The 20677-nt window shown below is 70.2% G+C and carries 22 protein-coding genes; 14 read left to right on the top strand and 8 right to left on the bottom strand.

Annotated elements, in window-relative coordinates:
- Positions 1 to 282 precede the first annotated feature (282 nt).
- The 4 genes from ABZ624_RS26225 to ABZ624_RS26210 all read left to right on the top strand — a co-directional run bounded on the left by ABZ624_RS26225 (position 283) and on the right by ABZ624_RS26210 (position 3855).
- Entirely contained in the window at positions 283 to 936 is a 654-nt protein-coding gene (locus ABZ624_RS26225; RefSeq protein WP_360093703.1) for a response regulator transcription factor, read from the top strand.
- Positions 937 to 942: 6 nt separating this feature from the next.
- The gene (locus ABZ624_RS26220) at positions 943 to 2199 is read left to right on the top strand and encodes a HAMP domain-containing sensor histidine kinase (protein WP_360093700.1); all 1257 of its coding nucleotides are present in this window, start codon (positions 943 to 945) and stop codon (positions 2197 to 2199) included.
- Between the two features lie 392 nt (positions 2200 to 2591).
- A complete protein-coding gene (locus ABZ624_RS26215; RefSeq protein WP_003997302.1) occupies positions 2592 to 2888 on the top strand; it encodes a DUF4193 domain-containing protein in 297 nt (98 codons plus the stop codon).
- A 13-nt stretch (positions 2889 to 2901) separates the two neighbouring features.
- Complete coding sequence (locus ABZ624_RS26210; protein WP_360093697.1) at positions 2902 to 3855, top strand: hypothetical protein; 954 nt, start codon at positions 2902 to 2904, stop codon at positions 3853 to 3855.
- Here ABZ624_RS26210 and ABZ624_RS26205 read toward each other — a convergent pair.
- Positions 3852 to 4316 (bottom strand): DUF3093 domain-containing protein, encoded by a 465-nt coding sequence (locus ABZ624_RS26205; RefSeq protein ID WP_360093694.1) that lies wholly within the window; start codon positions 4314 to 4316, stop codon positions 3852 to 3854. The genes ABZ624_RS26210 and ABZ624_RS26205 overlap by 4 nt on opposite strands.
- Positions 4317 to 4374: 58 nt before the next feature.
- Between ABZ624_RS26205 and ABZ624_RS26200 the strand changes: the two genes are divergently transcribed.
- The 7 genes from ABZ624_RS26200 (at position 4375) to ABZ624_RS26170 (ending at position 10996) form a co-directional block, all read left to right on the top strand.
- Complete coding sequence (locus ABZ624_RS26200; protein WP_360093691.1) at positions 4375 to 4959, top strand: PaaI family thioesterase; 585 nt, start codon at positions 4375 to 4377, stop codon at positions 4957 to 4959.
- A complete protein-coding gene (gene dut / locus ABZ624_RS26195; RefSeq protein ID WP_360093688.1) occupies positions 4956 to 5507 on the top strand; it encodes a dUTP diphosphatase in 552 nt (183 codons plus the stop codon). Before ABZ624_RS26200 ends, dut begins: the two co-directional genes overlap by 4 nt.
- A 1-nt stretch (position 5508) precedes the next feature.
- On the top strand, positions 5509 to 6273 hold the full coding sequence (locus ABZ624_RS26190) for a DUF3710 domain-containing protein (protein ID WP_360093685.1): 765 nt from the start codon (positions 5509 to 5511) through the stop codon (positions 6271 to 6273).
- A 200-nt stretch (positions 6274 to 6473) separates the two neighbouring features.
- Positions 6474 to 9056: a sensor histidine kinase KdpD gene (locus tag ABZ624_RS26185; RefSeq protein ID WP_360093682.1), complete on the top strand. Its 2583-nt coding sequence runs from the start codon at positions 6474 to 6476 to the stop codon at positions 9054 to 9056.
- On the top strand, positions 9053 to 9742 hold the full coding sequence (locus tag ABZ624_RS26180) for a response regulator (protein ID WP_360093679.1): 690 nt from the start codon (positions 9053 to 9055) through the stop codon (positions 9740 to 9742). Before ABZ624_RS26185 ends, ABZ624_RS26180 begins: the two co-directional genes overlap by 4 nt.
- 60 nt (positions 9743 to 9802) lie before the next feature.
- Complete coding sequence (locus tag ABZ624_RS26175; protein ID WP_076095565.1) at positions 9803 to 10201, top strand: OB-fold nucleic acid binding domain-containing protein; 399 nt, start codon at positions 9803 to 9805, stop codon at positions 10199 to 10201.
- A 3-nt stretch (positions 10202 to 10204) separates the two neighbouring features.
- Positions 10205 to 10996, top strand: a complete 792-nt coding sequence (locus ABZ624_RS26170; RefSeq protein ID WP_360093676.1) for a DUF3159 domain-containing protein — start codon at positions 10205 to 10207, stop codon at positions 10994 to 10996.
- 62 nt (positions 10997 to 11058) lie between these two features.
- Here the strand turns inward: ABZ624_RS26170 and ABZ624_RS26165 are convergent, their stop codons facing one another.
- From ABZ624_RS26165 to ABZ624_RS26155, 3 genes are all read right to left on the bottom strand, one after another.
- A complete protein-coding gene (locus ABZ624_RS26165; protein WP_360093673.1) occupies positions 11059 to 11730 on the bottom strand; it encodes a TrkA family potassium uptake protein in 672 nt (223 codons plus the stop codon).
- Entirely contained in the window at positions 11730 to 12401 is a 672-nt protein-coding gene (locus ABZ624_RS26160; protein ID WP_360093670.1) for a TrkA family potassium uptake protein, read from the bottom strand. Before ABZ624_RS26160 ends, ABZ624_RS26165 begins: the two co-directional genes overlap by 1 nt.
- A gap of 127 nt (positions 12402 to 12528) precedes the next feature.
- Entirely contained in the window at positions 12529 to 12675 is a 147-nt protein-coding gene (locus ABZ624_RS26155; RefSeq protein ID WP_360093829.1) for a hypothetical protein, read from the bottom strand.
- 161 nt (positions 12676 to 12836) lie between these two features.
- Here ABZ624_RS26155 and ABZ624_RS26150 point away from each other — a divergent pair, with 161 nt between their 5' ends.
- The 3 genes from ABZ624_RS26150 (at position 12837) to ABZ624_RS26140 (ending at position 16941) form a co-directional block, all read left to right on the top strand.
- Positions 12837 to 14891, top strand: coding sequence for an APC family permease (locus ABZ624_RS26150; RefSeq protein WP_360093667.1), 2055 nt, complete (start codon positions 12837 to 12839; stop codon positions 14889 to 14891).
- Positions 14892 to 15037: 146 nt separating this feature from the next.
- Positions 15038 to 16366: a TRAM domain-containing protein gene (locus ABZ624_RS26145; RefSeq protein WP_360093664.1), complete on the top strand. Its 1329-nt coding sequence runs from the start codon at positions 15038 to 15040 to the stop codon at positions 16364 to 16366.
- Between the two features lie 437 nt (positions 16367 to 16803).
- Positions 16804 to 16941: a hypothetical protein gene (locus ABZ624_RS26140; RefSeq protein WP_360093661.1), complete on the top strand. Its 138-nt coding sequence runs from the start codon at positions 16804 to 16806 to the stop codon at positions 16939 to 16941.
- A gap of 250 nt (positions 16942 to 17191) precedes the next feature.
- On the opposite strand, the gene ABZ624_RS26135 is transcribed toward ABZ624_RS26140, so the two are convergent.
- The 4 genes from ABZ624_RS26135 to ABZ624_RS26120 form a co-directional block, all read right to left on the bottom strand.
- Positions 17192 to 17887 (bottom strand): MBL fold metallo-hydrolase, encoded by a 696-nt coding sequence (locus tag ABZ624_RS26135; RefSeq protein ID WP_360093658.1) that lies wholly within the window; start codon positions 17885 to 17887, stop codon positions 17192 to 17194.
- Positions 17888 to 17976: 89 nt separating this feature from the next.
- On the bottom strand, positions 17977 to 18495 hold the full coding sequence (locus ABZ624_RS26130; protein WP_360093655.1) for a 3-isopropylmalate dehydratase: 519 nt from the start codon (positions 18493 to 18495) through the stop codon (positions 17977 to 17979).
- Positions 18495 to 19748 (bottom strand): aconitase/3-isopropylmalate dehydratase large subunit family protein, encoded by a 1254-nt coding sequence (locus tag ABZ624_RS26125; protein ID WP_360093652.1) that lies wholly within the window; start codon positions 19746 to 19748, stop codon positions 18495 to 18497. The genes ABZ624_RS26130 and ABZ624_RS26125 overlap by 1 nt, the downstream gene beginning before the upstream one ends.
- Positions 19748 to 20659, bottom strand: coding sequence for an isocitrate lyase/PEP mutase family protein (locus ABZ624_RS26120; RefSeq protein ID WP_360093649.1), 912 nt, complete (start codon positions 20657 to 20659; stop codon positions 19748 to 19750). The genes ABZ624_RS26125 and ABZ624_RS26120 overlap by 1 nt, the downstream gene beginning before the upstream one ends.
- Between the last annotated feature and the right edge of the window lie 18 nt (positions 20660 to 20677).

Here is a 20677-nt window from a genome sequence, read left to right as displayed (position 1 = left end):
CTCTGCGGAAGCGGATGGCGGAGTACCACATGGTGCTGCGGCACATGCAGAGCGTGATCGCGGGGTGTAAAGCCGTCCTCCCCCCGCTCCCCTGCCCGGAAACCTCAACCGGAACAGAAAATCTCGTATTCCTGCCCGCAACGCCGGTCGGAGCGGTCCGCAACCCGCCTTACAGCCGACTTACGGCCGAAAAGGGCAGGATGGAGGTCACACCCCACGAAGACCCCTGCCCGCACGCGCCCACGGTGTGCTGTGCGGGTGGACAGAGGAAGGACTTGCGACGTGCGCGTACTCGTCGTCGAGGACGAGCAGCTGCTCGCCGATGCGGTGGCCACCGGACTGCGCCGGGAGGCCATGGCCGTCGACGTCGTGTACGACGGTGCGGCCGCCCTGGAGCGCATCGGCGTCAACGACTACGACGTGGTCGTCCTCGACCGCGACCTCCCGCTCGTGCACGGCGACGACGTCTGCCGCAAGGTCGTGGAGCTGGGCATGCCCACGCGCGTGCTCATGCTCACCGCCTCCGGTGACGTCAGCGACCGGGTCGAGGGCCTGGAGATCGGCGCCGACGACTATCTGCCCAAGCCGTTCGCGTTCAGCGAGCTGATCGCGCGCGTGCGCGCCCTCGGCCGTCGTACGAGCGTGCCGCTGCCGCCGGTCCTGGAGCGCGCCGGCATCAAGCTCGACCCCAACCGCCGCGAGGTGTTCCGGGAGGGCAGGGAGATCCAGCTGGCGCCCAAGGAGTTCGCGGTGCTGGAGGTGCTCATGCGCAGCGAGGGCGCGGTCGTCTCGGCCGAGCAGCTGCTGGAGAAGGCCTGGGACGAGAACACCGACCCGTTCACCAACGTCGTGCGGGTCACCGTGATGACCCTGCGCCGCAAACTCGGTGAGCCACCGGTGATCGTCACCGTCCCCGGCTCCGGCTACCGGATCTGATCCGCCATGGCCGCCACCCCCGCGCCGCCCCAGGCGCCACCGAAGCCCACCTGGGACCCGAGAAGGCCGCAGCCCCCCTTCCCGTGGCTGCGCCCGACCATCCGGATACGGCTCACGCTGCTGTACGGCGGCATGTTCCTGATCGCCGGCATCCTGCTGCTGTCGATCATCTATCTGCTGGCCGCGCAGGCGATCAGCACCGGCAACCAACCGCTGTTCAAGATCGTCAGCGGTTCGCAGATACGGGTCACCAGCGACAACTGCCCCGCGATCACAGCGATCAACTCCAGCCCGCTGCCGCTGTCGGACTTCAACGACGCGATCGCCCACTGCGTGGACCAGCAGCGCCAGACGGCCCTGGACGATCTGCTCAGCCGCTCGCTGCTGGCCCTGCTCGGTCTCGCCGTGATCGCGTTCGCGTTCGGTTACGCGATGGCCGGCCGTGTGCTGTCCCCGCTCGGCCGGATCACCCGCACCGCCCGCCAGGTGGCCGGATCCGACCTGTCCCGCCGGATCGAGCTGGACGGCCCGGACGACGAGCTGAAGGAACTGGCGGACACCTTCGACGACATGCTGGAGCGGCTGCAACGGGCCTTCACCGCCCAGCAGCGCTTCGTCGGCAACGCCTCGCACGAGTTGCGCACTCCGCTCGCGATCAACAGAACGCTGCTCGAGGTCCATCTGTCGGACCCGAACGCCCCGGTGGAGCTGCAGCAGCTCGGCAAGACGCTGCTGGCGACCAACGAGCGAAGCGAACAGCTGGTCGAGGGCCTGCTGCTGCTCGCCCGCAGCGACAACCAGATCGTCGAGCGAAAGCCCGTCGACCTGGCCGAGGTCGCCACCCAGGCCATCGACCAGGTGCACGCCGAGGCCGACACCAAGGGCGTGAAGATCCGCGGCGAGCGCAAGCCCGCCGTGGTGCAGGGCAACGGCGTGCTGCTGGAGCGGATCGCGCTGAACCTGGTGCAGAACGCCGTGCGGTACAACGTGTCCGAGGACGCTTGGGTCGAGGTGAACACCGGGGTCGAGCACGGACAGGCGGTGCTGACCGTCACGAACACCGGGCCGGTGGTACCGGCGTACGAGATCGACAACCTCTTCGAGCCCTTCAGACGGCTCCGTACGGAGCGCACGGGCAGTGACAAGGGCGTCGGCCTCGGCCTGTCCATCGTCCGGTCGGTGGCGCGCGCACACGGCGGCCACATCGTGGCGCAGCCCCGCGAGGGCGGGGGCCTGGTGATGCGGGTCACTATGCCGTTGTGATCCGGACCGACACACGCGGAGGATGTTCGCTTTGCGCGGAATTTTCGGGACGCCGGACGGGGTTCACATTGTGTGATCAATCACATGGGCGGATTTCCAGCCATGTACGCTCCGTGATCATGACACATGGCAGAAAGCCGGGAAAGTCCTGGTTTTCAGGGCTCTTGATCACGGGAAGTACACGGTGAGGCGCCTTTGAGGTGCGGCATTCGAACCGTGTACGGTCCTCACCGCCGTCCAAGCCGATCACTCTTGAGAGGTCGGGTTGGGTGTCGATTGAGTAACAGACCTTGATGTGAGGCAAAATCTCCGCCTCAGGTCGGGCACAAGTCCGGCCTCTCACGCGTTACGTGCGCTGGAGACACCGCAGACACCCAGAGGGGGAGAGCGATATGGCAACCGATTACGACACTCCACGCAAGACCGACGACGACGTCGACTCGGACAGTCTCGAAGAACTGAAGGCCCGGCGGAACGACAAGTCCACCTCGTCGGTCGACGTCGACGAGTTCGAGGCCGCCGAAGGCCTCGAACTGCCCGGCGCCGACCTTTCGAACGAGGAGCTGGCCGTTCGGGTACTGCCCAAGCAGCAGGACGAGTTCACCTGCATGAGCTGCTTCCTGGTGCACCACCGCAGCCAGCTGGCCCGTGAGAAGAACGGTCAGCCGATCTGCCGCGACTGCGACTGAGGTCGGGTCGGCCGTGACTGGCTCGACCCCTCCACGGAAGCGCCGCTTCCCTCTCGGGAAAGCGGACCAAGGGCCGTCCGACGGCCCGCACGGCGCGCGTGACGACGAGCGGGGTTCACCGGGCGAGGTGGCCCCGCTCGCACCGGCGACCGACCGGGCGGACCGCCCGGCGCCGGTGCGGCAGCCCGCGCCCGCCGCACGGCTGGGGGTACCCCCGACTCGAACGGAGTCGAGAGCTTGGGGGAGGGCGGCGGTGATGCGTGACAAGGCCCGGGACCTGGCCCGGGAAGGGGCCCGCAGGGGCGGCAGCCGCGCCCGCGCGGGGCTGGCGTACCTCGCGGACCGGATCATCGAGATCGCCCCGCGTGTCCCCGTACGCGACCTCACGACCTTGCGCCGGCAGTTCCCGGAGCTCGGCCCCGAAGAACTCGCCGACAAACTCGTGGGGGGCGCGGCGGCCGGCACCTCGGCGATCGGGGCCGGGATCGGAGCGGTGGCGATGCTGCCCGTGCCGCCGGCCATGCCGACGGAGCTGGCCGCGGAGATCACCGGGGTCGCCACGATCGAGCTGAAGCTCATCGCCGAACTGCACGAGGTCTACGGCGTACGACCGCCCGGGAACCTCAAGACCCGCACCACCGCGTATCTGTCCTCCTGGTCGGAGGAGCGCGGGATCGACGTGATGAAGCCGTCGACGTACGACACGGCCCTCGGCGGCCGCATGAAGCGCGAACTGCGCCAGCAGATCATGAAGCGGATGGTCCGTGACCTGCCCCACCTCATGCCGTTCATGGTGGGCGCCGCGGTCGGGGCGGTCCTGAACCGCAGGGACACCAGAAGGCTCGCCGTCCGCATCCGGGCCGACCTGCGCAAGATCCAGGTTCCGTGGGAGGAACTGCCGGAACTTCCCCCGCTGGAGAAGCCGGCGGACCCGCTGAAGCTGCGGGATCTCCCGGAGGAGCTCTAGGCGTCGGCCTTCCGGGCCGCCTCGATCGCCGCCGCCAGCTTCTCCGGCTCCCGCGTCGACAGGTACAGGTACGGCGTCGGGTCCTCCGGGTCGGTGACCTCCACCCGCAGGGCCGTCGGGATGTAGGCGCGCAGCAGCAGGAAGGCGCGGGTGTCGGCCTTGTACGTCCGCCAGGCGCGGGCCTCCTCCGCGTCCAGCACCTCCGACCCGCCCAGCGCCGACACCGGGACCTTCGCCTCGCCCGCGATCAGCGAGTCGCCCACCACACGGATGCGCGGGGAGCCGTACGCACTGGCCACCACCGCCGCGGCCGCCGTACCGCCGACCAGGCCGCCGAGCAGCGGCAGGGTGCCGAACGGGAGCAGTATCAGGGCGAACGAGACACCCACGAGAAAGCTGATCAGCCACCACGAGCGGGGGGCGGTGAGGCGTTCTTCGTAGGGGGTGGCGGAGAGCTGCATGGAGCCAAGCTTGGCACGGGATCCTGATACGGCGGAGGCGCGGGTAAGGTCTGCGGCTGTGAGTGGTAGTTCCGCAAGCCTTCAGCCCCCCGCCGACGCGGTGGAACCGGTACGACACCCCGACGCGCCCGCGCCCGGGGAACTCCTCGGTGCCCACTACGAACACTGTTTCGGCTGCGGCCCCGGGCAGTCGCACGGCCTGCACCTGGAGGCCCGCGCCGGTGACGGAGTCTCGCTGACCGCCGAGTTCACCGTCCAGCCCGCCCACCAGGGCGCCCCCGGCCTCGCCCACGGCGGAGTGCTGGCCACGGCCCTGGACGAGACCCTCGGCTCGCTGAACTGGCTGCTGCGGACCATCGCCGTCACCGGCCGGCTGGAGACCGACTTCGCGCGGCCGGTCCCGGTGGGCACCACGCTGTACCTGGAGGCCGAGGTCACCGCCGTCGCCGGGCGGAAGATCTACTCCACCGCCACCGGACGCATCGGCGGCCCCGACGGGCCCGTCGCCGTCCGCGCCGACGCCCTCTTCATCGAGGTCAAGGTCGACCACTTCATCGACCACGGCCGCGAGGAGGAGATCCAGGCCGCCATGAGCGACCCCGACCAGGTCCGGCGCGCCCGCGCCTTCGAGGTGAACCCGTGAGCCGCGATCCCCTGAACGTGCTGCTGCGGCGCATCGATACGGATGTACCGCTTCCGGCGTACGAGCATCCCGGGGACGCCGGAGCGGATCTGCGCACCACCGAGCCGTGCGAGCTGGCGCCGGGGGAGCGGGCCGTGCTGCCCACGGGCGTGTCGATCGCCCTGCCCGAGGGGTACGCGGCCTTCGTGCATCCACGCTCCGGCCTCGCCGCCCGCTGCGGCGTCGCCCTGGTGAATGCCCCGGGGACGGTTGATGCCGGGTACCGTGGGGAGATCAAGGTGATCGTGGTGAATCTCGATCCGCGCGCGAGCGTGCGGTTCGAGCGCTTCGACCGGATTGCCCAACTGGTCGTCCAGCAGGTCGAGAAGGTCCGCTTCCAGGAGGTCGCGGAACTTCCCGGCTCGGCGCGGGCCGAAGGGGGCTTCGGGTCCACCGGTGGCCATGCCGCGGTGGGCGGCGAGAGCGGCACAAGCGGTCAGGCCGCCGAGGGCGGTCCGACGGGTGGGAATCGATACGCTTCGGTCGTATCCGACCGGGAAGGACAGTGACGTGTTCGGACGTCGCAAGAAGAAGGGTGCCGCCGAGGACGCGGCCGGCGAGGCCGAGCAGGTCGTCGACAGCGTCGACACCGAGGCGGACGAGGAAGCAGAGGCCGAGCGCGAGCGCGTCCGGCTGGAGCCCGGGCCGCGGCCCGACGGGCCGTGGGACAGCGACGAGGTGCGCGACCCGAGTGAGGGCCGCGTGGACCTCGGCGGGCTGTTCATCCCGGGCGTCGACGGCATGGAGCTGCGGGTCGAGGTCGCCGGTGACGCGATCGTCGCCGCGACCGTCGTGCTGCGCGACAGCGCCATCCAGCTGCAGGGCTTCGCCGCGCCCAAGCGCGAGGGCATCTGGGGTGAGGTCCGCGAGGAGATCGCGTCCGGCATCACCCAGCAGGGTGGCATCGTCGACGAGGTCGAGGGGCCGCTGGGGTGGGAGCTGCGGGCGCAGGTGCCGGTGCAGCTGCCGGACGGCACGGGTGGTTTCCAGGTCGTACGGTTCGTCGGTGTGGACGGTCCGCGGTGGTTCCTGCGCGGTGTGATCTCCGGGCAGGGCGCGGTGCAGCCGCAGGCCGCGGGGCTGCTGGAGCAGATCTTCCGGGACACGGTCGTGGTGCGCGGTGAGGGGCCGATGGCGCCTCGCGACCCGATCGTCCTCAAGCTGCCGAACGATGCGCAGATGGTGCCCGAGGGAGTCCAGCAGGAGGAGTCCTCGCGGTTCTCCGGGGGGATGGGACAGCTGCAGCGCGGTCCGGAGATCACCGAAGTTCGATAGACCGTGGGGTCACGGGCCGCGCCTTTGTGGGGGTGCGGCCCGCTTTTGCATGGCTCGTCGAGCACTGAACCGCCGTGGCGGGCTGGTCATCAGGGTTGCGTCAAAGTTGTCCCGTGCCCAGCCGCCTGTCCTGTTTGCCGTGATTGTTGGCCGTAAGGTCGACGCTGCGTAGGCAGCAGTCACCGGAAGACAATGGAGCCATGGCACGCGGCAAGCTTCGGATCTACCTCGGCGCGGCACCGGGCGTGGGCAAGACCTACGCGATGCTCTCCGAGGCGCATCGCCGCGTGGAGCGGGGCACCGACTGTGTCGTGGCCTTCGTCGAGCACCACGGCCGGCCGCGCACCGAGGTGATGCTGCACGGCCTGGAACAGGTGCCGCGCAAGCAGCTGGAGTACCGGGACACCGTCTTCGGCGAGATGGACGTCGACGCCGTGCTGCGCCGGGCGCCCGCCGTCGCCCTGGTCGACGAACTCGCCCACACCAACGTCCCCGGCTCCCGCAACGCCAAGCGCTGGCAGGACGTGGAGGAACTGCTCGCCGCGGGCGTCGACGTCGTCTCCACCGTCAACATCCAGCACCTGGAGTCACTCGGCGACGTCGTGGAGTCGATCACCGGGGTGCGGCAGCGCGAGACCGTCCCGGACGAGGTCGTACGACGTGCCGACCAGATCGAGCTGGTCGACATGTCCCCGCAGGCCCTGCGCCGCCGCCTGGCCCACGGCAACATCTACCAGCCGGACAAGGTCGACGCGGCCCTGTCCAACTACTTCCGGCCCGGCAACCTCACCGCCCTGCGCGAGCTGGCGCTGCTGTGGGTGGCCGACCGGGTCGACGAGTACCTGAACCAGTACCGCAGCGAACACCGGGTCTCCAGGATCTGGGGGTCGCGCGAGCGGATCGTGGTCGGGCTGACCGGCGGCCCCGAGGGACGCACCCTGATCCGCCGGGCCGCGCGGCTCGCCGAGAAGGGCGCCGGCGGCGAGGTGCTCGCCGTCTACATAGCGCGCAGCGACGGCCTGACCGCGGCCTCCCCGAAGGAGCTGGCCGTCCAGCGGACCCTCGTGGAGGACCTGGGCGGCACCTTCCACCACGTCGTCGGAGACGACATACCAGCCGCCCTGCTGGCCTTCGCGCGTGGTGTCAACGCCACCCAGATCGTGCTGGGCTCCTCGCGCCGCAAGGTCTGGCAGTACGTCTTCGGGCCCGGTGTCGGCGCCACGGTCGCCCGGGACTCAGGACCCGACCTCGACGTCCACATCGTCACCCACGAGGAGGTCGCCAAGGGCCGCGGGCTGCCCGTCGCCCGGGGCGCACGGCTCGGGCGGGCCCGGATCATCTGGGGCTGGGCGGTGGGTCTGGTGGGGCCGGCCGTCCTCGCGGTGCTGCTGAACACGATCGAGCTCGGCCTCGCCAACGACATGCTGCTGTTCCTCGCGGTCACCGTCGCGGCGGCGCTGCTCGGCGGCCTGCTGCCCGCGCTGGCCTCGGCGGCCTTCGGCTCGCTGCTGCTGAACTACTTCTACACCCCGCCGCTGCACCGGCTGACCATCGCCGATCCCAGGAACATCGTCGCCATCGCGATCTTCTTCGGCGTCGGCATGTCGGTCGCCTCGGTGGTGGACCTCGCGGCCCGCCGCACCCACCAGGCCGCCCGGCTGCGCGCCGAGTCGGAGATCCTCTCCTTCCTCGCCGGGAACGTGCTGCGCGGCGAGACCAGCCTGGAGGCGCTGCTGGAGCGGGTCCGGGAGACCTTCGCGATGGAGTCGGCCGCGCTGCTGGAACGGGCGGGCGACGTCGAGCCGTGGACCTGTGCCGGGCGCGCCGGGTTCGGGCGTCCGCTGGAGCGGCCGGAGGACGCCGACGTCGACATGCCCGTCGGCGACCACATGGCGCTCGCGCTCACCGGCCGGGTGCTGCCCGCCGAGGACCGCCGGGTGCTCGCCGCCTTCGCCGCGCAGGCCGCCGTCGTCCTGGACCGCCGGCGGCTGCGGGAGGAGGCCGACCAGGCACGCACCCTCGCCGAGGGCAACCGCATCCGCACCGCCCTGCTGGCCGCCGTCAGCCACGACCTGCGCACGCCCCTGGCCGGCATCAAGGCCGCGGTGTCGAGTCTGCGCTCCGACGACGTGGCCTGGTCCGAGGAGGACCAGGCGGAGCTGCTGAAGGGCATCGAGGAGGGCGCCGACCGGCTCGACCACCTCGTCGGCAACCTCCTCGACATGTCCCGCCTGCAGACCGGTACGGTCACCCCGCTGATCCGCGAGATCGACGTGGACGAAGTGGTCCCGATGGCCCTGGGCGGCGTACCCGAGGACAGCGTCGAGCTGGACGTGCCCGAGACCCTGCCGATGGTCGGGGTCGACCCCGGGCTGCTGGAGCGGTCCGTGGCCAACCTGGTGGAGAACGCCGTCAAGTACAGCCCGCGCGGGCGGCCCGTGCTGGTCTCCGCGAGCGCCATGGCGGACCGGGTGGAGGTGCGGGTGGTGGACCGCGGGCCGGGTGTGCCGGACGAGGCCAAGGACCGTATCTTCGAGCCCTTCCAGCGGTACGGTGACGCCCCGCGCGGCGCCGGGGTCGGGCTCGGACTCGCGGTCGCCCGGGGCTTCGCGGAGGCCATGGGCGGCACCCTCAACGCCGAGGACACGCCGGGCGGGGGGCTCACCATGGTCCTGAGCCTGCGGGCCGCGGGATCGGGTCCGGAGCCCCTGGAGGCGGTGGCGGACCTCGCAGAATCTCCCACGGGGGAGGACGTTGCAGAACCAGAAAGGCAGACCCTATGACGACCCGGGTGCTCGTGGTCGACGACGAGCCGCAGATCGTGCGCGCCCTCGTGATCAACCTCAAGGCGCGCAAGTACGAGGTCGACGCGGCCCCCGACGGTCGTACGGCCCTCGAACTCGCCGCCTCCCGGCACCCCGACGTGGTCGTGCTCGACCTGGGTCTGCCCGACATGGACGGCGTCGAGGTGATCAGGGGACTGCGCGGCTGGACCCGCGTGCCCATCCTGGTCCTGTCCGCCCGGCACTCCTCCGACGAGAAGGTCGAGGCGCTGGACGCGGGTGCCGACGACTACGTCACCAAGCCCTTCGGCATGGACGAGCTGCTGGCCCGGCTGCGGGCCGCGGTACGCCGGGCCGAGCCGGTCGGGCCCGGCGAGGACGACCTGACGACCCTGGAGACCGAGGGCTTCACCGTCGACCTGGCCGCGAAGAAGGTGAACCGCGCCGGCAGGGACGTCCGGCTCACCCCGACCGAGTGGCACCTGCTGGAGGTGCTGGTCCGCAACACCGGGCGCCTGGTCAGCCAGAAGCAGCTGCTGCAGGAGGTGTGGGGGCCGTCGTACGGGACCGAGACGAACTATCTGCGCGTGTACATGGCCCAGCTGCGCAGAAAGCTGGAGACGGACCCGTCGCACCCGAAGCACTTCATCACCGAGCCCGGCATGGGGTACCGCTTCGAGAAGTGAGCCGGGCTGCGAAGTGAGCTGGGCTACGGTGCCGTCGGTCGGCCCCGGTACGCTTCAGGTATGAGCGCTGTTCCTCGTTCCGAAAAGCCGGCCGGCCGGTTCCGGCGCATGCTCGACCGGCTTTCCTCCTCGCAGGAGGACCTGGAGTCCGAGGAGCTGCGGGAAGACGCCGAGACGGCGGGCTGTACGAAGATCGGTGACTGCCACGACCGGCAGATCGTCACCGTAACTGGTACCTTGCGCACGGTCACCTTGCGACCGCGCGCCGGGGTCCCCGCCCTGGAGGCCGAGCTGTTCGACGGCTCCGCCGCGCTGGACGTGGTGTGGCTCGGCAGGCGTTCCATCGTGGGCATAGAACCGGGACGCAAGCTGATCGCATCGGGCCGGATCTCGATGAGCCGGGGCCGCCGGGTGCTCTTCAACCCGAAGTACGAACTGCGACCCCTCGGACGGGAGTAGCCGGTGACGTCCCTCGACAAGCCGACCGAAAGCACCGCCCAGAATCCCCCCGACGAGACCGGCGACGCCCGCGCGGTGACCGAGGCCGCCTTGTTCGAGGCGTTCGGCGGTGTCCGCGGCATGGTCGAGACGGTCGTGCCGGGCCTGCTCTTCGTCGCGATCTTCACGGTCAACAAGGACCTGCACGTGTCGGCGATCGCGGCGCTGATCGTCTCCCTGGTCCTGGTCGTGGTCCGGCTCGCCATGAAGGACACCGTCAAACACGCCTTCAGCGGTGTGTTCGGCGTGGCCTTCGGCGTGGTCTTCGCGATGTTCACCGGCAACGCCAAGGACTTCTACCTGCCCGGCATGCTCTACACGCTGGGCCTGGCGCTGGCGTACATCGTCACGACCCTCGCCGGGGTGCCCCTGATCGGCCTCATCCTCGGTCCGGTCTTCAAGGAGAACCTCTCCTGGCGCACCCGCAACCCCGGCCGCAAGAAGGCCTATGCGAAGGCCAGTTGGGCCTGGGGCCTGATCCTGCTCGCCAAGTGCGCGATCCTCTTCCCGCTCTACTGGTGGTCCGACACCGCCAAGCTCGGCTGGGTCCTGGTCGCCCTGAAGATCCCGCCGTTCCTGCTGGCGGTCTGGCTCACCTGGGTCTTCCTCGCGAAGGCGCCCGCGCCCATCGACGTGTTCGCGGAGATGGAGGCGGAGGAGAAGGCGGCCGAGGAGAAGGCGGCCGAGGAGAAGGCGGCAGAGGACAGGAAGGCCGCGGCCGAGGCCGCCGGCGGCAGGCACCGCCGAGAGGCGTAGACGGCCGTCGTACGACGAAGAAGGGCGCCCTTGCTGCCAAGGGCGCCCTTCTCGACATGAGGTCAGGCTTCCTCGCGCCGCACCGACAGCAGCTCCTCCAGCTGCTCCTCGCGGGCCTGGGCGGCCACGAAGAGGAGTTCGTCGCCCGCCTCCAGGGAGTCTTCCTTGGACGGGGTGAGCACGCGGGTGCCGCGGATGATCGTGACCAGGGAGGTGTTCTCGGGCCACTCGACGTCACCGACCTGGGTGCCGGCCAGGGCCGACTCCTCGGGCAGGGTCAGCTCGACGAGGTTGGCGTCGCCGTGGCTGAAGCGAAGCAGCCGGACCAGGTCGCCGACCGAGACCGCCTCCTCGACCAGGGCCGACATCAGGCGCGGGGTGGAGACGGCCACGTCCACGCCCCAGGCCTCGTTGAACAGCCACTCGTTCTTCGGGTTGTTGACACGGGCGACGACGCGCGGGACGCCGTACTCCGTCTTGGCGAGCAGCGAGACGACCAGGTTGACCTTGTCGTCGCCGGTCGCGGCGATGACGACGTTGCAGCGCTGCAGCGCCGCCTCGTCCAGGGACGTGATCTCGCAGGCGTCGGCCAGCAGCCATTCCGCCTGGGGCACCCGCTCCACCGAGATGGCGGTCGGGGCCTTGTCGATCAGCAGCACCTCGTGGCCGTTCTCCAGCAGCTCGCCCGCGATCGAGCGGCCGACGGCGCCGGCTCCGGCAATGGCGACCCTCATCAGTGACCGCCCTCCTCTTCCGGGCCCTGGGCGAACGCCGCCTCGACCTTCTCGACCTCGTCCGTCCGCATCATCACATGCACGAGGTCGCCCTCCTGCAGCACCGTCTGCGAGGTCGGCAGGATCGCCTCGCCCAGGCGGGTCAGGAACGCCACGCGGACGCCCGTCTCCTCCTGCAGTTTGCTGATCTTGTGACCGACCCACTTCGCGGAGGCGTGCACCTCGGCGAGCTGGACGCCCCCGGTGGGGTCGCGCCACAGCGGCTCGGCGCCCGAGGGCAGCAGGCGGCGCAGCATCTGGTCGGCGGTCCAGCGGACCGTGGCCACGGTGGGGATGCCCAGGCGCTGGTAGACCTCGGCGCGGCGCGGGTCGTAGATGCGCGCCGCCACGTTCTCCACGCCGAACATCTCGCGGGCCACGCGCGCGGAGATGATGTTGGAGTTGTCACCGCTGGAGACGGCGGCGAAGGCGCCGGCCTCCTCGATGCCCGCCTCGCGCAGGGTGTCCTGGTCGTAGCCGACGCCGGTGACCCGGCGGCCCCCGAATCCCGGGCCCAGCCGGCGGAAGGCGGTGGGGTCCTGGTCGATCACGGCAACCGTGTGCCCCTGTTGCTCCAGGGTCTGGGCAAGAGTGGAACCCACTCTTCCGCAGCCCATGATGACGATGTGCACGACCGTCCTTCCGGTGTCCAAAAGTTACTGCTCAGCATCAGGGTCTCAGACCGACGCCCAAAGCTACACACGGGCGCCAGGGGGTGGGGACCCCCGTGCGCGGGTTCCCCTTCATCACGGTCCGCGATCACGCGTCAGCGGAGTCGGCGGTCCGCGTCCCCACGATCACCGGGGGCGGGCGCCGGCGAGTGATGCTGCGCACGCTGCACAGGGTCAGAATTCCGAGGCCGAGGAGGGCGAGAGTCGCCCCGATCAGCTCCGCGGTGGCGGGCATGGGACCTCCGAGGTGCGAAGACAGGCGGGGTCTGCCATCTAGGCACGGGGAGCGCGCGGACCGCGGAATCCGCAGTTCAGTGCGCCTCTGATTTCACTCGTGAGGCAGAACACGGGCACCGGGTGGGCGGCTGCCTGTTCGAAGGCCTACCATCCTCTGTCGTGTCCAAACTGACCGACGTGCCCAAACGGATTCTGATCGGGCGCGCACTGCGCAGTGACCGGCTGGGCGAAACGCTCCTGCCGAAGCGCATCGCACTCCCCGTCTTCGCCTCCGACCCGCTGTCCTCTGTCGCCTACGCGCCGGGGGAGGTCCTGCTGGTCCTGTCCATCGCGGGCGTGTCGGCGTACCACTTCAGCCCCTGGATCGCCGTCGCGGTCGTCGTGCTGATGTTCACGGTCGTCGCCTCCTACCGCCAGAACGTGCACGCCTATCCGAGCGGCGGCGGCGACTACGAGGTCGCCACCACCAACCTCGGGCCCAAGGCGGGCCTCACCGTCGCCAGCGCCCTCCTCGTCGACTACGTCCTGACCGTCGCCGTCTCCATCGCCTCCGGCATCGAGAACCTCGGCTCGGCGGTCCCCTTCGTGGTCGAGCACAAGGTGCTGTGCGCGGTCGCCGTGATCCTCCTGCTGACGCTGATGAACCTGCGCGGCGTGAAGGAGTCCGGCAAGCTCTTCGCGATCCCGACCTATGTGTTCGTCGGCGGCGTCTTCATCATGATCGCATGGGGCGCCGTCCGCGGTCTGCTCCTCGGCGACACCATGCGCGCACCCACCGCCGACTTCCACATCAGGGCCGAACACCAGGGCCTCGCGGGCTTCGCGCTCGTCTTCCTGCTGTTGCGCGCCTTCTCCTCCGGCTGTGCCGCGCTCACCGGTGTGGAGGCCATCTCCAACGGCGTCCCGGCCTTCCGCAAACCCAAGTCGAAGAACGCGGCGACCACGCTGGCGCTGATGGGCGGCCTCGCCGTCACCATGTTCTGCGGCATCATCGCCCTCGCCATGTCGACCAAGGTCCGCATGGCCGAGAACCCGGCCACCGACCTGCTCCGGGGCGGCCACCCGCTCGGCTCCGGCTATGTCCAGAACCCGGTGATCTCCCAGGTCGCCGAGGCGGTCTTCGGCAAGGGCAGCTTCCTGTTCGTCGTCCTCGCGGCGGCCACGGCCCTCGTGCTGTTCCTGGCGGCGAACACGGCGTACAACGGCTTCCCGCTGCTCGGCTCGATCCTCGCCCAGGACCGCTACCTCCCCCGCCAGCTGCACACCCGTGGCGACCGCCTCGCCTTCTCCAACGGCATCGTGCTGCTCGCGGGAGCGGCGACGCTGCTGGTGGTCATCTACGGCGCCGACTCCACCCGGCTGATCCAGCTGTACATCGTCGGTGTGTTCGTGTCCTTCACGCTCAGCCAGACCGGCATGGTCCGGCACTGGAACCGCCACCTCGCGGTCGAGGAGGACCCGGCCAAGCGCCGCCACATGATGCGCTCCCGCGCGATCAACGCGTTCGGTGCCTTCTTCACCGGCCTGGTGCTGGTCGTCGTCCTCGTCACGAAGTTCACGCACGGCGCCTGGGTGGCCCTGCTCGGCATGTGCATCTTCTACGCGACGATGACCGCGATCCGGAAGCACTACGACCGCGTCGCCGAGGAGATCGCCGCCCCCGAGGAGCCCACGGACGACGACCTGGTCCGCCCGTCCCGGGTGCACTCGGTCGTTCTCATCTCCAAGATCCACCGCCCGACGCTGCGCGCCCTTGCCTACGCCAAGCTGATGCGCTCGGACAGCCTGGAGGCGCTGACGGTCAACGTCGACCCGGCCGAGACCAAGGCGCTGCGCGAGGAGTGGGACCGGCGCGGCATCGACGTACCGCTCAAGGTCCTGGACTCGCCGTACCGCGAGGTCACCCGGCCGGTCATCGAGTACGTCAAGAGCCTGCGCAAGGAGTCCCCGCGCGACGCGGTCTCCGTGATCATCCCCGAGTACGTGGTCGGCCACTGGTACGAGCACCTGCTGCACAACCAGAGCGCCCTGCGCCTGAAGGGCCGCCTGCTCTTCACGCCCGGCGTGATGGTCACCTCCGTGCCCTATCAGCTGGCGTCCTCGGAGGCGGCCAAGATGCGGGCCCGCAAGCGGCAGGAGTGGAGCGCACCGGGTGCCGTACGACGGGGTCCGGCGGCGGAGCGGCCCAAGGAGCCGTCGGCGGCCAAGGAGTGACCCCGGGCGCTGATCCCGCCTGCTGAGCCCTGGGGCACCGAGCCCGGGGTTCGGCCTGGCCTGTGGTGAGCGGCCGGACGACAGCCACGTAGACTGGTGGGCTGTTGTCCGGCCGTTTCCTGTTTCCGATCTGGAGTCACCCCGCCATGCAGGCAGAACCGAAGAAGTCGCTGGCCGGGGAGGAGTACGAGGTCGAGATCGGCCCCGTCGCCCACGGCGGCCACTGCATCGCCCGTACCGCCGAGGGCCAGGTGCTGTTCGTCCGGCACGCGCTGCCGGGCGAGCGCGTGGTGGCGAGGGTGACCGAGGGCGAGGAGGGAGCCCGCTTCCTCCGCGCGGACGCGGTGGAGATCCTGGAGGCGTCCAAGGACCGCGTAGAGGCACCCTGCCCCTTCGCCGGCCCCGGCCGCTGCGGCGGCTGCGACTGGCAGCACGCCAAGCCCGGCGCCCAGCGGCGCCTCAAGGGCGAGGTGATCGCCGAACAGCTCAAGCGGCTCGCCGGACTCACGCCCGAGGAGGCCGGCTGGGACGGCACGGTGATGCCGGCCGAGGGCGACAAGCTGCCCGCGGGCCAGGTCCCGCAGTGGCGCACGCGCGTCCAGTACGCCGTCGACGCCGAGGGCCACGCGGGTCTGCGCCGCCACCGCTCGCACGAGATCGAGCGCATCGACCACTGCATGATCGCGGCGGAGGGCGTCAGCGAGCTCGGCATCGAACGGCGGGACTGGACCGGCATGGAGTCGGTCGAGGCGATCGCCGCGACGGGCTCGCAGGACCGCCAGGTGATCCTGACCCCGCGCCCGGGCGCCCGCCTCCCGCTGGTGGAACTGGACAAGCCGGTCTCCGTCCTCCGCGTCGACGAGAAGTCCGGCGGAGTCCACCGCGTGCACGGCCGCCCCTTCGTCCGCGAACGCGCGGACGGCCGTACCCACCGCGTCGCGAGCGGCGGCTTCTGGCAGGTCCACCCGAAGGCGGCCGACACCCTCGTGACGGCGGTCATGCAGGGCCTGCTGCCCCGCAAGGGTGAGACGGCGCTCGACCTCTACTGCGGGGTGGGACTGTTCGCGGGCGCGTTGGCCGACCGCCTCGGCGAGAAGGGCGCGGTCCTCGGCATCGAGTCCGGCAAGCGGGCGGTGGAGGACGCGCGGCACAACCTCGCCGACTTCCCGCGGGTCCGCATCGAACAGGGCAAGGTCGAGTCGGTCCTGCCGCGCACGGGCATCACGGAGGTCGACCTGATCGTCCTCGACCCGCCCCGCGCCGGCGCCGGCCGCAGGACGGTCGCCCACCTCGCCTCCCTGGGCGCCCGCCGCATCGCCTACGTCGCCTGCGATCCCGCTGCGCTGGCCCGCGACCTGGGGTACTTCCGGGAGGGCGGCTACCGGGTGCGGACGCTTCGGGCGTTCGATCTGTTTCCCATGACGCATCATGTGGAGTGCGTCGCCATCCTTGAGCCCGCCGAAAAGGGGCTCTGACCTGCGTGTTCTTCTGATTCATCATGCGTGGCCGGGTGTGCTCGACCTGTTCCCCAAAGTCCACCGCGTGGAGCGTGTCGCAGGCTCCCGCCACGTGTCTCACCTGCGGCTTCGCGCAGCGGGGCGCGGGTGGGGAGCGCTCTGCCGGCCGACTGTCGTCGAGACCGAATCGAGAATCTTGGCTGGCGCCCGCGGTCTCGATCCCGGTGGTTGCCAGTGCGCGGTTGCGGCGCACGGAGGACCAGAAGGACCAGGCGATCAGGAGACGCCCACGAGGGCGGTGATGACTTCGTTGATCTCGCGGGCGCGGACGTACATCGCGCCGCTGCCGTGGTCGCGGAACGCCCGCGTGGCTGGGCACTGACCCGCCTCTCGTCGGAGATCACCCTGCCGCGGATTTTTCAGGAACTCGACTCTGAGCAGCGCACTCGGACGACATGCTGCGTGATGCCGACGAGGAGGTGGCGCGGACCGCGTGGCGCGTCGCTGTTGTCCTCGTGCCCGAGGACGAGAAGAAGTACTGGTCGACGAACTGGTCATGCGACTCGGCCGCGTCGACCGCAATGTGCGGCTGAGCCTGAGCCGGGCCCTCGTCGACTTCGGTGACGTGACCGAGCCCGCACTGCTCGAACGGCTTCGCGCTGTCGATGCGTCGGGCAATGTCGAACTCATGCAGGAGCTCAACTCGCCAGTGCCGCGCGCAGATTGCAGTGCCTCCTGGCCCGGCCGGAGGGGGTGTTGGTTGCCGCCGAGCTGCTGGCCGGGGTGGTGGTCCTGGCCGGATCCGACCCCGACGTGTCGCGGGCGCGCCCTCTGCCGTAATGCTCAGGATTCCCGGGGTAGTTGCTGAAGGAATTGCTGGAAGGTGTGGACCTCGCTGCCGGCCAGCGGGACGCCGTGAGCGAAGCCGACTGCTTGGAGGTCCTGGGGGATGCGGGCCAGGCTGCCGAGTCGCAGGTCGGGATCGGCGGCGAGTGCGGCGGGGCCGATGGCGAGTTTGCCGCGGTTGAAGGCTGCGTCCCCCATGAGGATGGTCCGGCTCGGTTCGTGCAACAGCACGATGTGGCCGGGTGAGTGGCCGGGGGTGTGGATGACGCGTAGCCCGTCGCTGCCTTCCACCATGTCTCCGTCGGAGACGATGCCGTCGGCGGTGGTGGGGGCCCAGTGGAGTTTGGGCAGGTGGTCGATGAGGCGGCCGATGGCGCCGGAGCGTCCTTGGGCCGGGACGCGTCCGGCTTCCAGCCAAGCGCGGTCGGCGTCGTGGATGAGGATGTGCGCGCCGGTGTGGCGGCGGAGTTCTGCGGCGCCTTGTACGTGGTCGGGGTGGGCGTGGGTGAGGATGACGCGGCGGATGTCCGAGGGCCTGCGGCCCAGGTCGGCGACCGTGTGGAGAAGTGCGCCGGGGGCTTTGGACCATCCGACGTCGACGAGGGTGAAGCCGTCGTCGCCCTCGACGAGGAAGGCGTTGTCACGCTTGCTGGTGGCGATCCGGGTGATGCCGGGAGCGAGCTGGCTGTGCATGAGAGTTCCTTGGATCGTGGCGGGCGCAATTCCAGACGGGGCAGAGAACTGTGCGGGTGCGGATAGCGACACCGCTCCCGGCACGTGGCTCATTGGCCGCGTGCGGCCGGGGCGGGTATGTAGCCTTCGCGGGCGAGTTTCGGCAGGATGCCGCCGTTGGCGAGGATGTCGAGGACCAAGGGCGGTAGCGCGCCTGCGTTCAGCCGGGTTCCGGACTTGGTGTTCTCGGCCCAGCCTTCGGTGAGGTCGAGGCGTGCGGTGTCGCCGTCGGTGAACGCCTTGGTGGCGCCGGGGACGGTCAGGGCGGGCAGGCCGTGGTTGATGCAGTTGCGCAGGAACAGGGAGTTGAACTCCTCCGCGATCAGCGCGGCGATGCCCAGCTCACGGAAGAGCGCGGCGACGGGACGGGACGAGCCGAGGCCGAAGTTGCGGCCCGCCACAACGATGTCGCCTGCCTCGGCCTTGTTGGTCCACCCCGGGCGCAGCTCGTAGAAAATGTGCTTCGCGGCTTCGGGCACGGGCAGTTTCATGGCGAACGCGGGGTACATGGCGTCGGTGGTGACGGAGTCGCCGACTACCCAGACGCGTCCGGTGATGAGGGTGTCCATCAGCTGAGTTCCCCTCGCGGGTCGGTGACGTGGCCGGTGAGGGCGGAGGCTGCGACGGTGGCGGGGGAGGCCATGTAGATCTCCGCGTCGGGGCTGCCCATGCGGCCGGTGAAGTTGCGGGTGGAGGAGGTCAGGCACACCTCGCCGGGGGCGAGCAGGCCCATGTGGTAGCCGAAGCATGCGCCGCAGGTGGAGTTGGTGACCACCGCGCCGGCATCGGCGAGGTCTTGCAGGTAGCCGGCGCGCATGGCGTCCTTGTAGACCTCCTGGGAGGCCGGCGTGATCAGCAGGCGTACTCCCGGTGCGACTTTGCGGCCACGCACGGTGTCGGCGGCGATCTTGAGGTCTTCGAGTTGTCCGTTGGCGCAGGACCCGATGAAGCACTGGTTGACCGGACGCTTCTCGATCGCTGATATCGGCAGCGAGTTGTGGCTGACGGTGCCGGGGCGGGCGACGTAGGGCTCCAGCGACGAGAGGTCCACGCTGCGTACGGCGGCGTAGGCGGCGTCAGGGTCCGGGTCGGCTGCTGTGTAGGAGCCGGGGGGTGCCCCGTGGGCGGCGAGGAAGTCACGGGCGAGGTCGTCGATGGGGAAGGTGGAGAAGTCGGCGGAGATTTCGGCGCCTTGGGTGGCGATGGTGCGCCGGTCGTTCATGGGGAGGGAGGCGAGGCCCGGTCCGCCGTATTCGAGGTTGTGGTTGGTGGCGTCGCCGTAGGTTCCGGCGATGTACAGGAAGATGTCCTTGCCGGAGACGGCGTCGGGCTTGGTGCCGGTGAATTCGTAACGGATGGTGGGCGCGGCCTGGAACCAGGTCTTGCCGGTGCACAGGATGGAGTACACCTCCGCGGGGCCGAGACCGCGGGCGGCGGTGTTGTAGGCGCCTCCGGCGCAGGTGTGGGAGTCGGTGCAGGCGAGGATCTCGCCGGGGCGGGCGAGGCCGTTCTCGGCGATGACCTGGTGGCAGATGCCGTGGCGGCCGACGTCGTAGAACTTCTCTATGCGGAAGTCGCGGGCGAAGGCGCGGGCGTGGGTGCCGCCCATGGCGTCGTGCACGTTGGGGGCGGGGACGGCGTGGTCCATGATGACCGCGACCTTGTCGGGGTCGTTGATCTTCAGGGGTTGGACCCAGCTGGTGGCGAACTGCAGGTCGATCATCACGGTCATGTCGACGTCGCAGACCACCGTGTCACCGGCGCCCACCTTCTCCAGGCCGGCTTTGCGGGCGAGGATCTTCTCCATCATGGTCATGCCCATCAGGCACCGTCCTTGGTGTGGTCGCGGTAGCGCTCGCCGAACGCGGACCACTCGCGCAGCCCGACGAGTTCGAACAGGCCCTGCGGGCCGGGCGTGGCTTCGGGCATGGTGCCGCCGAGGCGGCCCAGAGCCTCCAGCCCATGGAGGACGTAGGGGGCGAGCAGGGCTCCGGGGTGGATGGCGATCCGGAAGCCGAGTTCGGCGAGCCGCTCGGGTGCGGTGTCGGGGGTGAGGCCGCCCTGCACCATATTGATCAGCAGCGGGGCGTCCACCTCGGCGGCGATCTTCTCGATCTCCCCGATGTTCTGCGGAGCCTCGACGAAGAGGACGTCGGCGCCCGCGGCCGCGTAACGGCCCGCGCGGTCGATCGCCTCGTCGATGCCCAGTGGCCCGCGGGCGTCCGTACGGGCGATGATCACCAGGTCGTCGTCGGTGCGTGCCTGGAGGGCGGCGTCCAGCTTCTCGGTGAATTCCTCGGGGGAGACGAGCTCCTTGTCGGGCAGGTGGCCGCACCTTTTCGGAAATGCCTGGTCCTCCAGGTGGAGGGCGGCTACCCCGGCCTTCTCGTATTCGCGCACGGTGCGCGCGACGTTCATCGGTGCGCCGTAGCCGGTGTCGGCGTCGGCGATGAGCGGAATGCCGTCGAGTGCCGTGACCACGATGCGGGCCCGGTCGGTCATCTCGCTCTGGGTGAGCAGCCCGATGTCGGGCAGACCGAACCCGGCGACGGACACCCCCGCGCCGCTGAGGTAGGCGGCGCTGAAACCGGTGCGGGCCACGAGGTGGGCGGAGAGGCCGTCGAACACGCCCGGGGCGGTGATCAGCCTGTTTTGGGCGAGCAGTGAGCGTAGCCGGCCACGCGCGGCGGTGGGCGTCGCCGAGGTGGAACTTCCCTGTGGAGACGGTGTCACGAGGACTCCTCGCAGTTC

The sequence above is a fragment of the Streptomyces sp. NPDC007205 genome (genome assembly GCF_040634095.1).
In the GTDB taxonomy this organism is placed as follows: domain Bacteria; phylum Actinomycetota; class Actinomycetes; order Streptomycetales; family Streptomycetaceae; genus Streptomyces.
The sequence above is the reverse complement of the archived record's forward strand: the minus strand, read 5'-3'. Positions and strand labels throughout refer to the sequence as shown.

Excerpts from the sequence above, each read along its gene's own strand:
- ABZ624_RS26220 (WP_360093700.1), top strand. The coding sequence starts at position 943 with ATGGCCGCCACCCCCGCGCCGCCCCAGGCGCCACCGAAGCCCACCTGG.
- ABZ624_RS26215 (WP_003997302.1), top strand. The coding sequence starts at position 2,592 with ATGGCAACCGATTACGACACTCCACGCAAGACCGACGACGACGTCGAC.
- ABZ624_RS26205 (WP_360093694.1), bottom strand. The coding sequence starts at position 4,316 with ATGCAGCTCTCCGCCACCCCCTACGAAGAACGCCTCACCGCCCCCCGC.
- ABZ624_RS26185 (WP_360093682.1), top strand. The coding sequence starts at position 6,474 with ATGGCACGCGGCAAGCTTCGGATCTACCTCGGCGCGGCACCGGGCGTG.
- ABZ624_RS26180 (WP_360093679.1), top strand. The coding sequence starts at position 9,053 with ATGACGACCCGGGTGCTCGTGGTCGACGACGAGCCGCAGATCGTGCGC.
- ABZ624_RS26175 (WP_076095565.1), top strand. The coding sequence starts at position 9,803 with ATGAGCGCTGTTCCTCGTTCCGAAAAGCCGGCCGGCCGGTTCCGGCGC.
- ABZ624_RS26165 (WP_360093673.1), bottom strand. The coding sequence starts at position 11,730 with ATGAGGGTCGCCATTGCCGGAGCCGGCGCCGTCGGCCGCTCGATCGCG.
- ABZ624_RS26155 (WP_360093829.1), bottom strand. The coding sequence starts at position 12,675 with ATGCCCGCCACCGCGGAGCTGATCGGGGCGACTCTCGCCCTCCTCGGC.
- ABZ624_RS26145 (WP_360093664.1), top strand. The coding sequence starts at position 15,038 with ATGCAGGCAGAACCGAAGAAGTCGCTGGCCGGGGAGGAGTACGAGGTC.
- ABZ624_RS26140 (WP_360093661.1), top strand. The coding sequence starts at position 16,804 with ATGCTGCGTGATGCCGACGAGGAGGTGGCGCGGACCGCGTGGCGCGTC.
- ABZ624_RS26135 (WP_360093658.1), bottom strand. The coding sequence starts at position 17,887 with ATGCACAGCCAGCTCGCTCCCGGCATCACCCGGATCGCCACCAGCAAG.
- ABZ624_RS26130 (WP_360093655.1), bottom strand. The coding sequence starts at position 18,495 with ATGGACACCCTCATCACCGGACGCGTCTGGGTAGTCGGCGACTCCGTC.
- ABZ624_RS26125 (WP_360093652.1), bottom strand. The coding sequence starts at position 19,748 with ATGGGCATGACCATGATGGAGAAGATCCTCGCCCGCAAAGCCGGCCTG.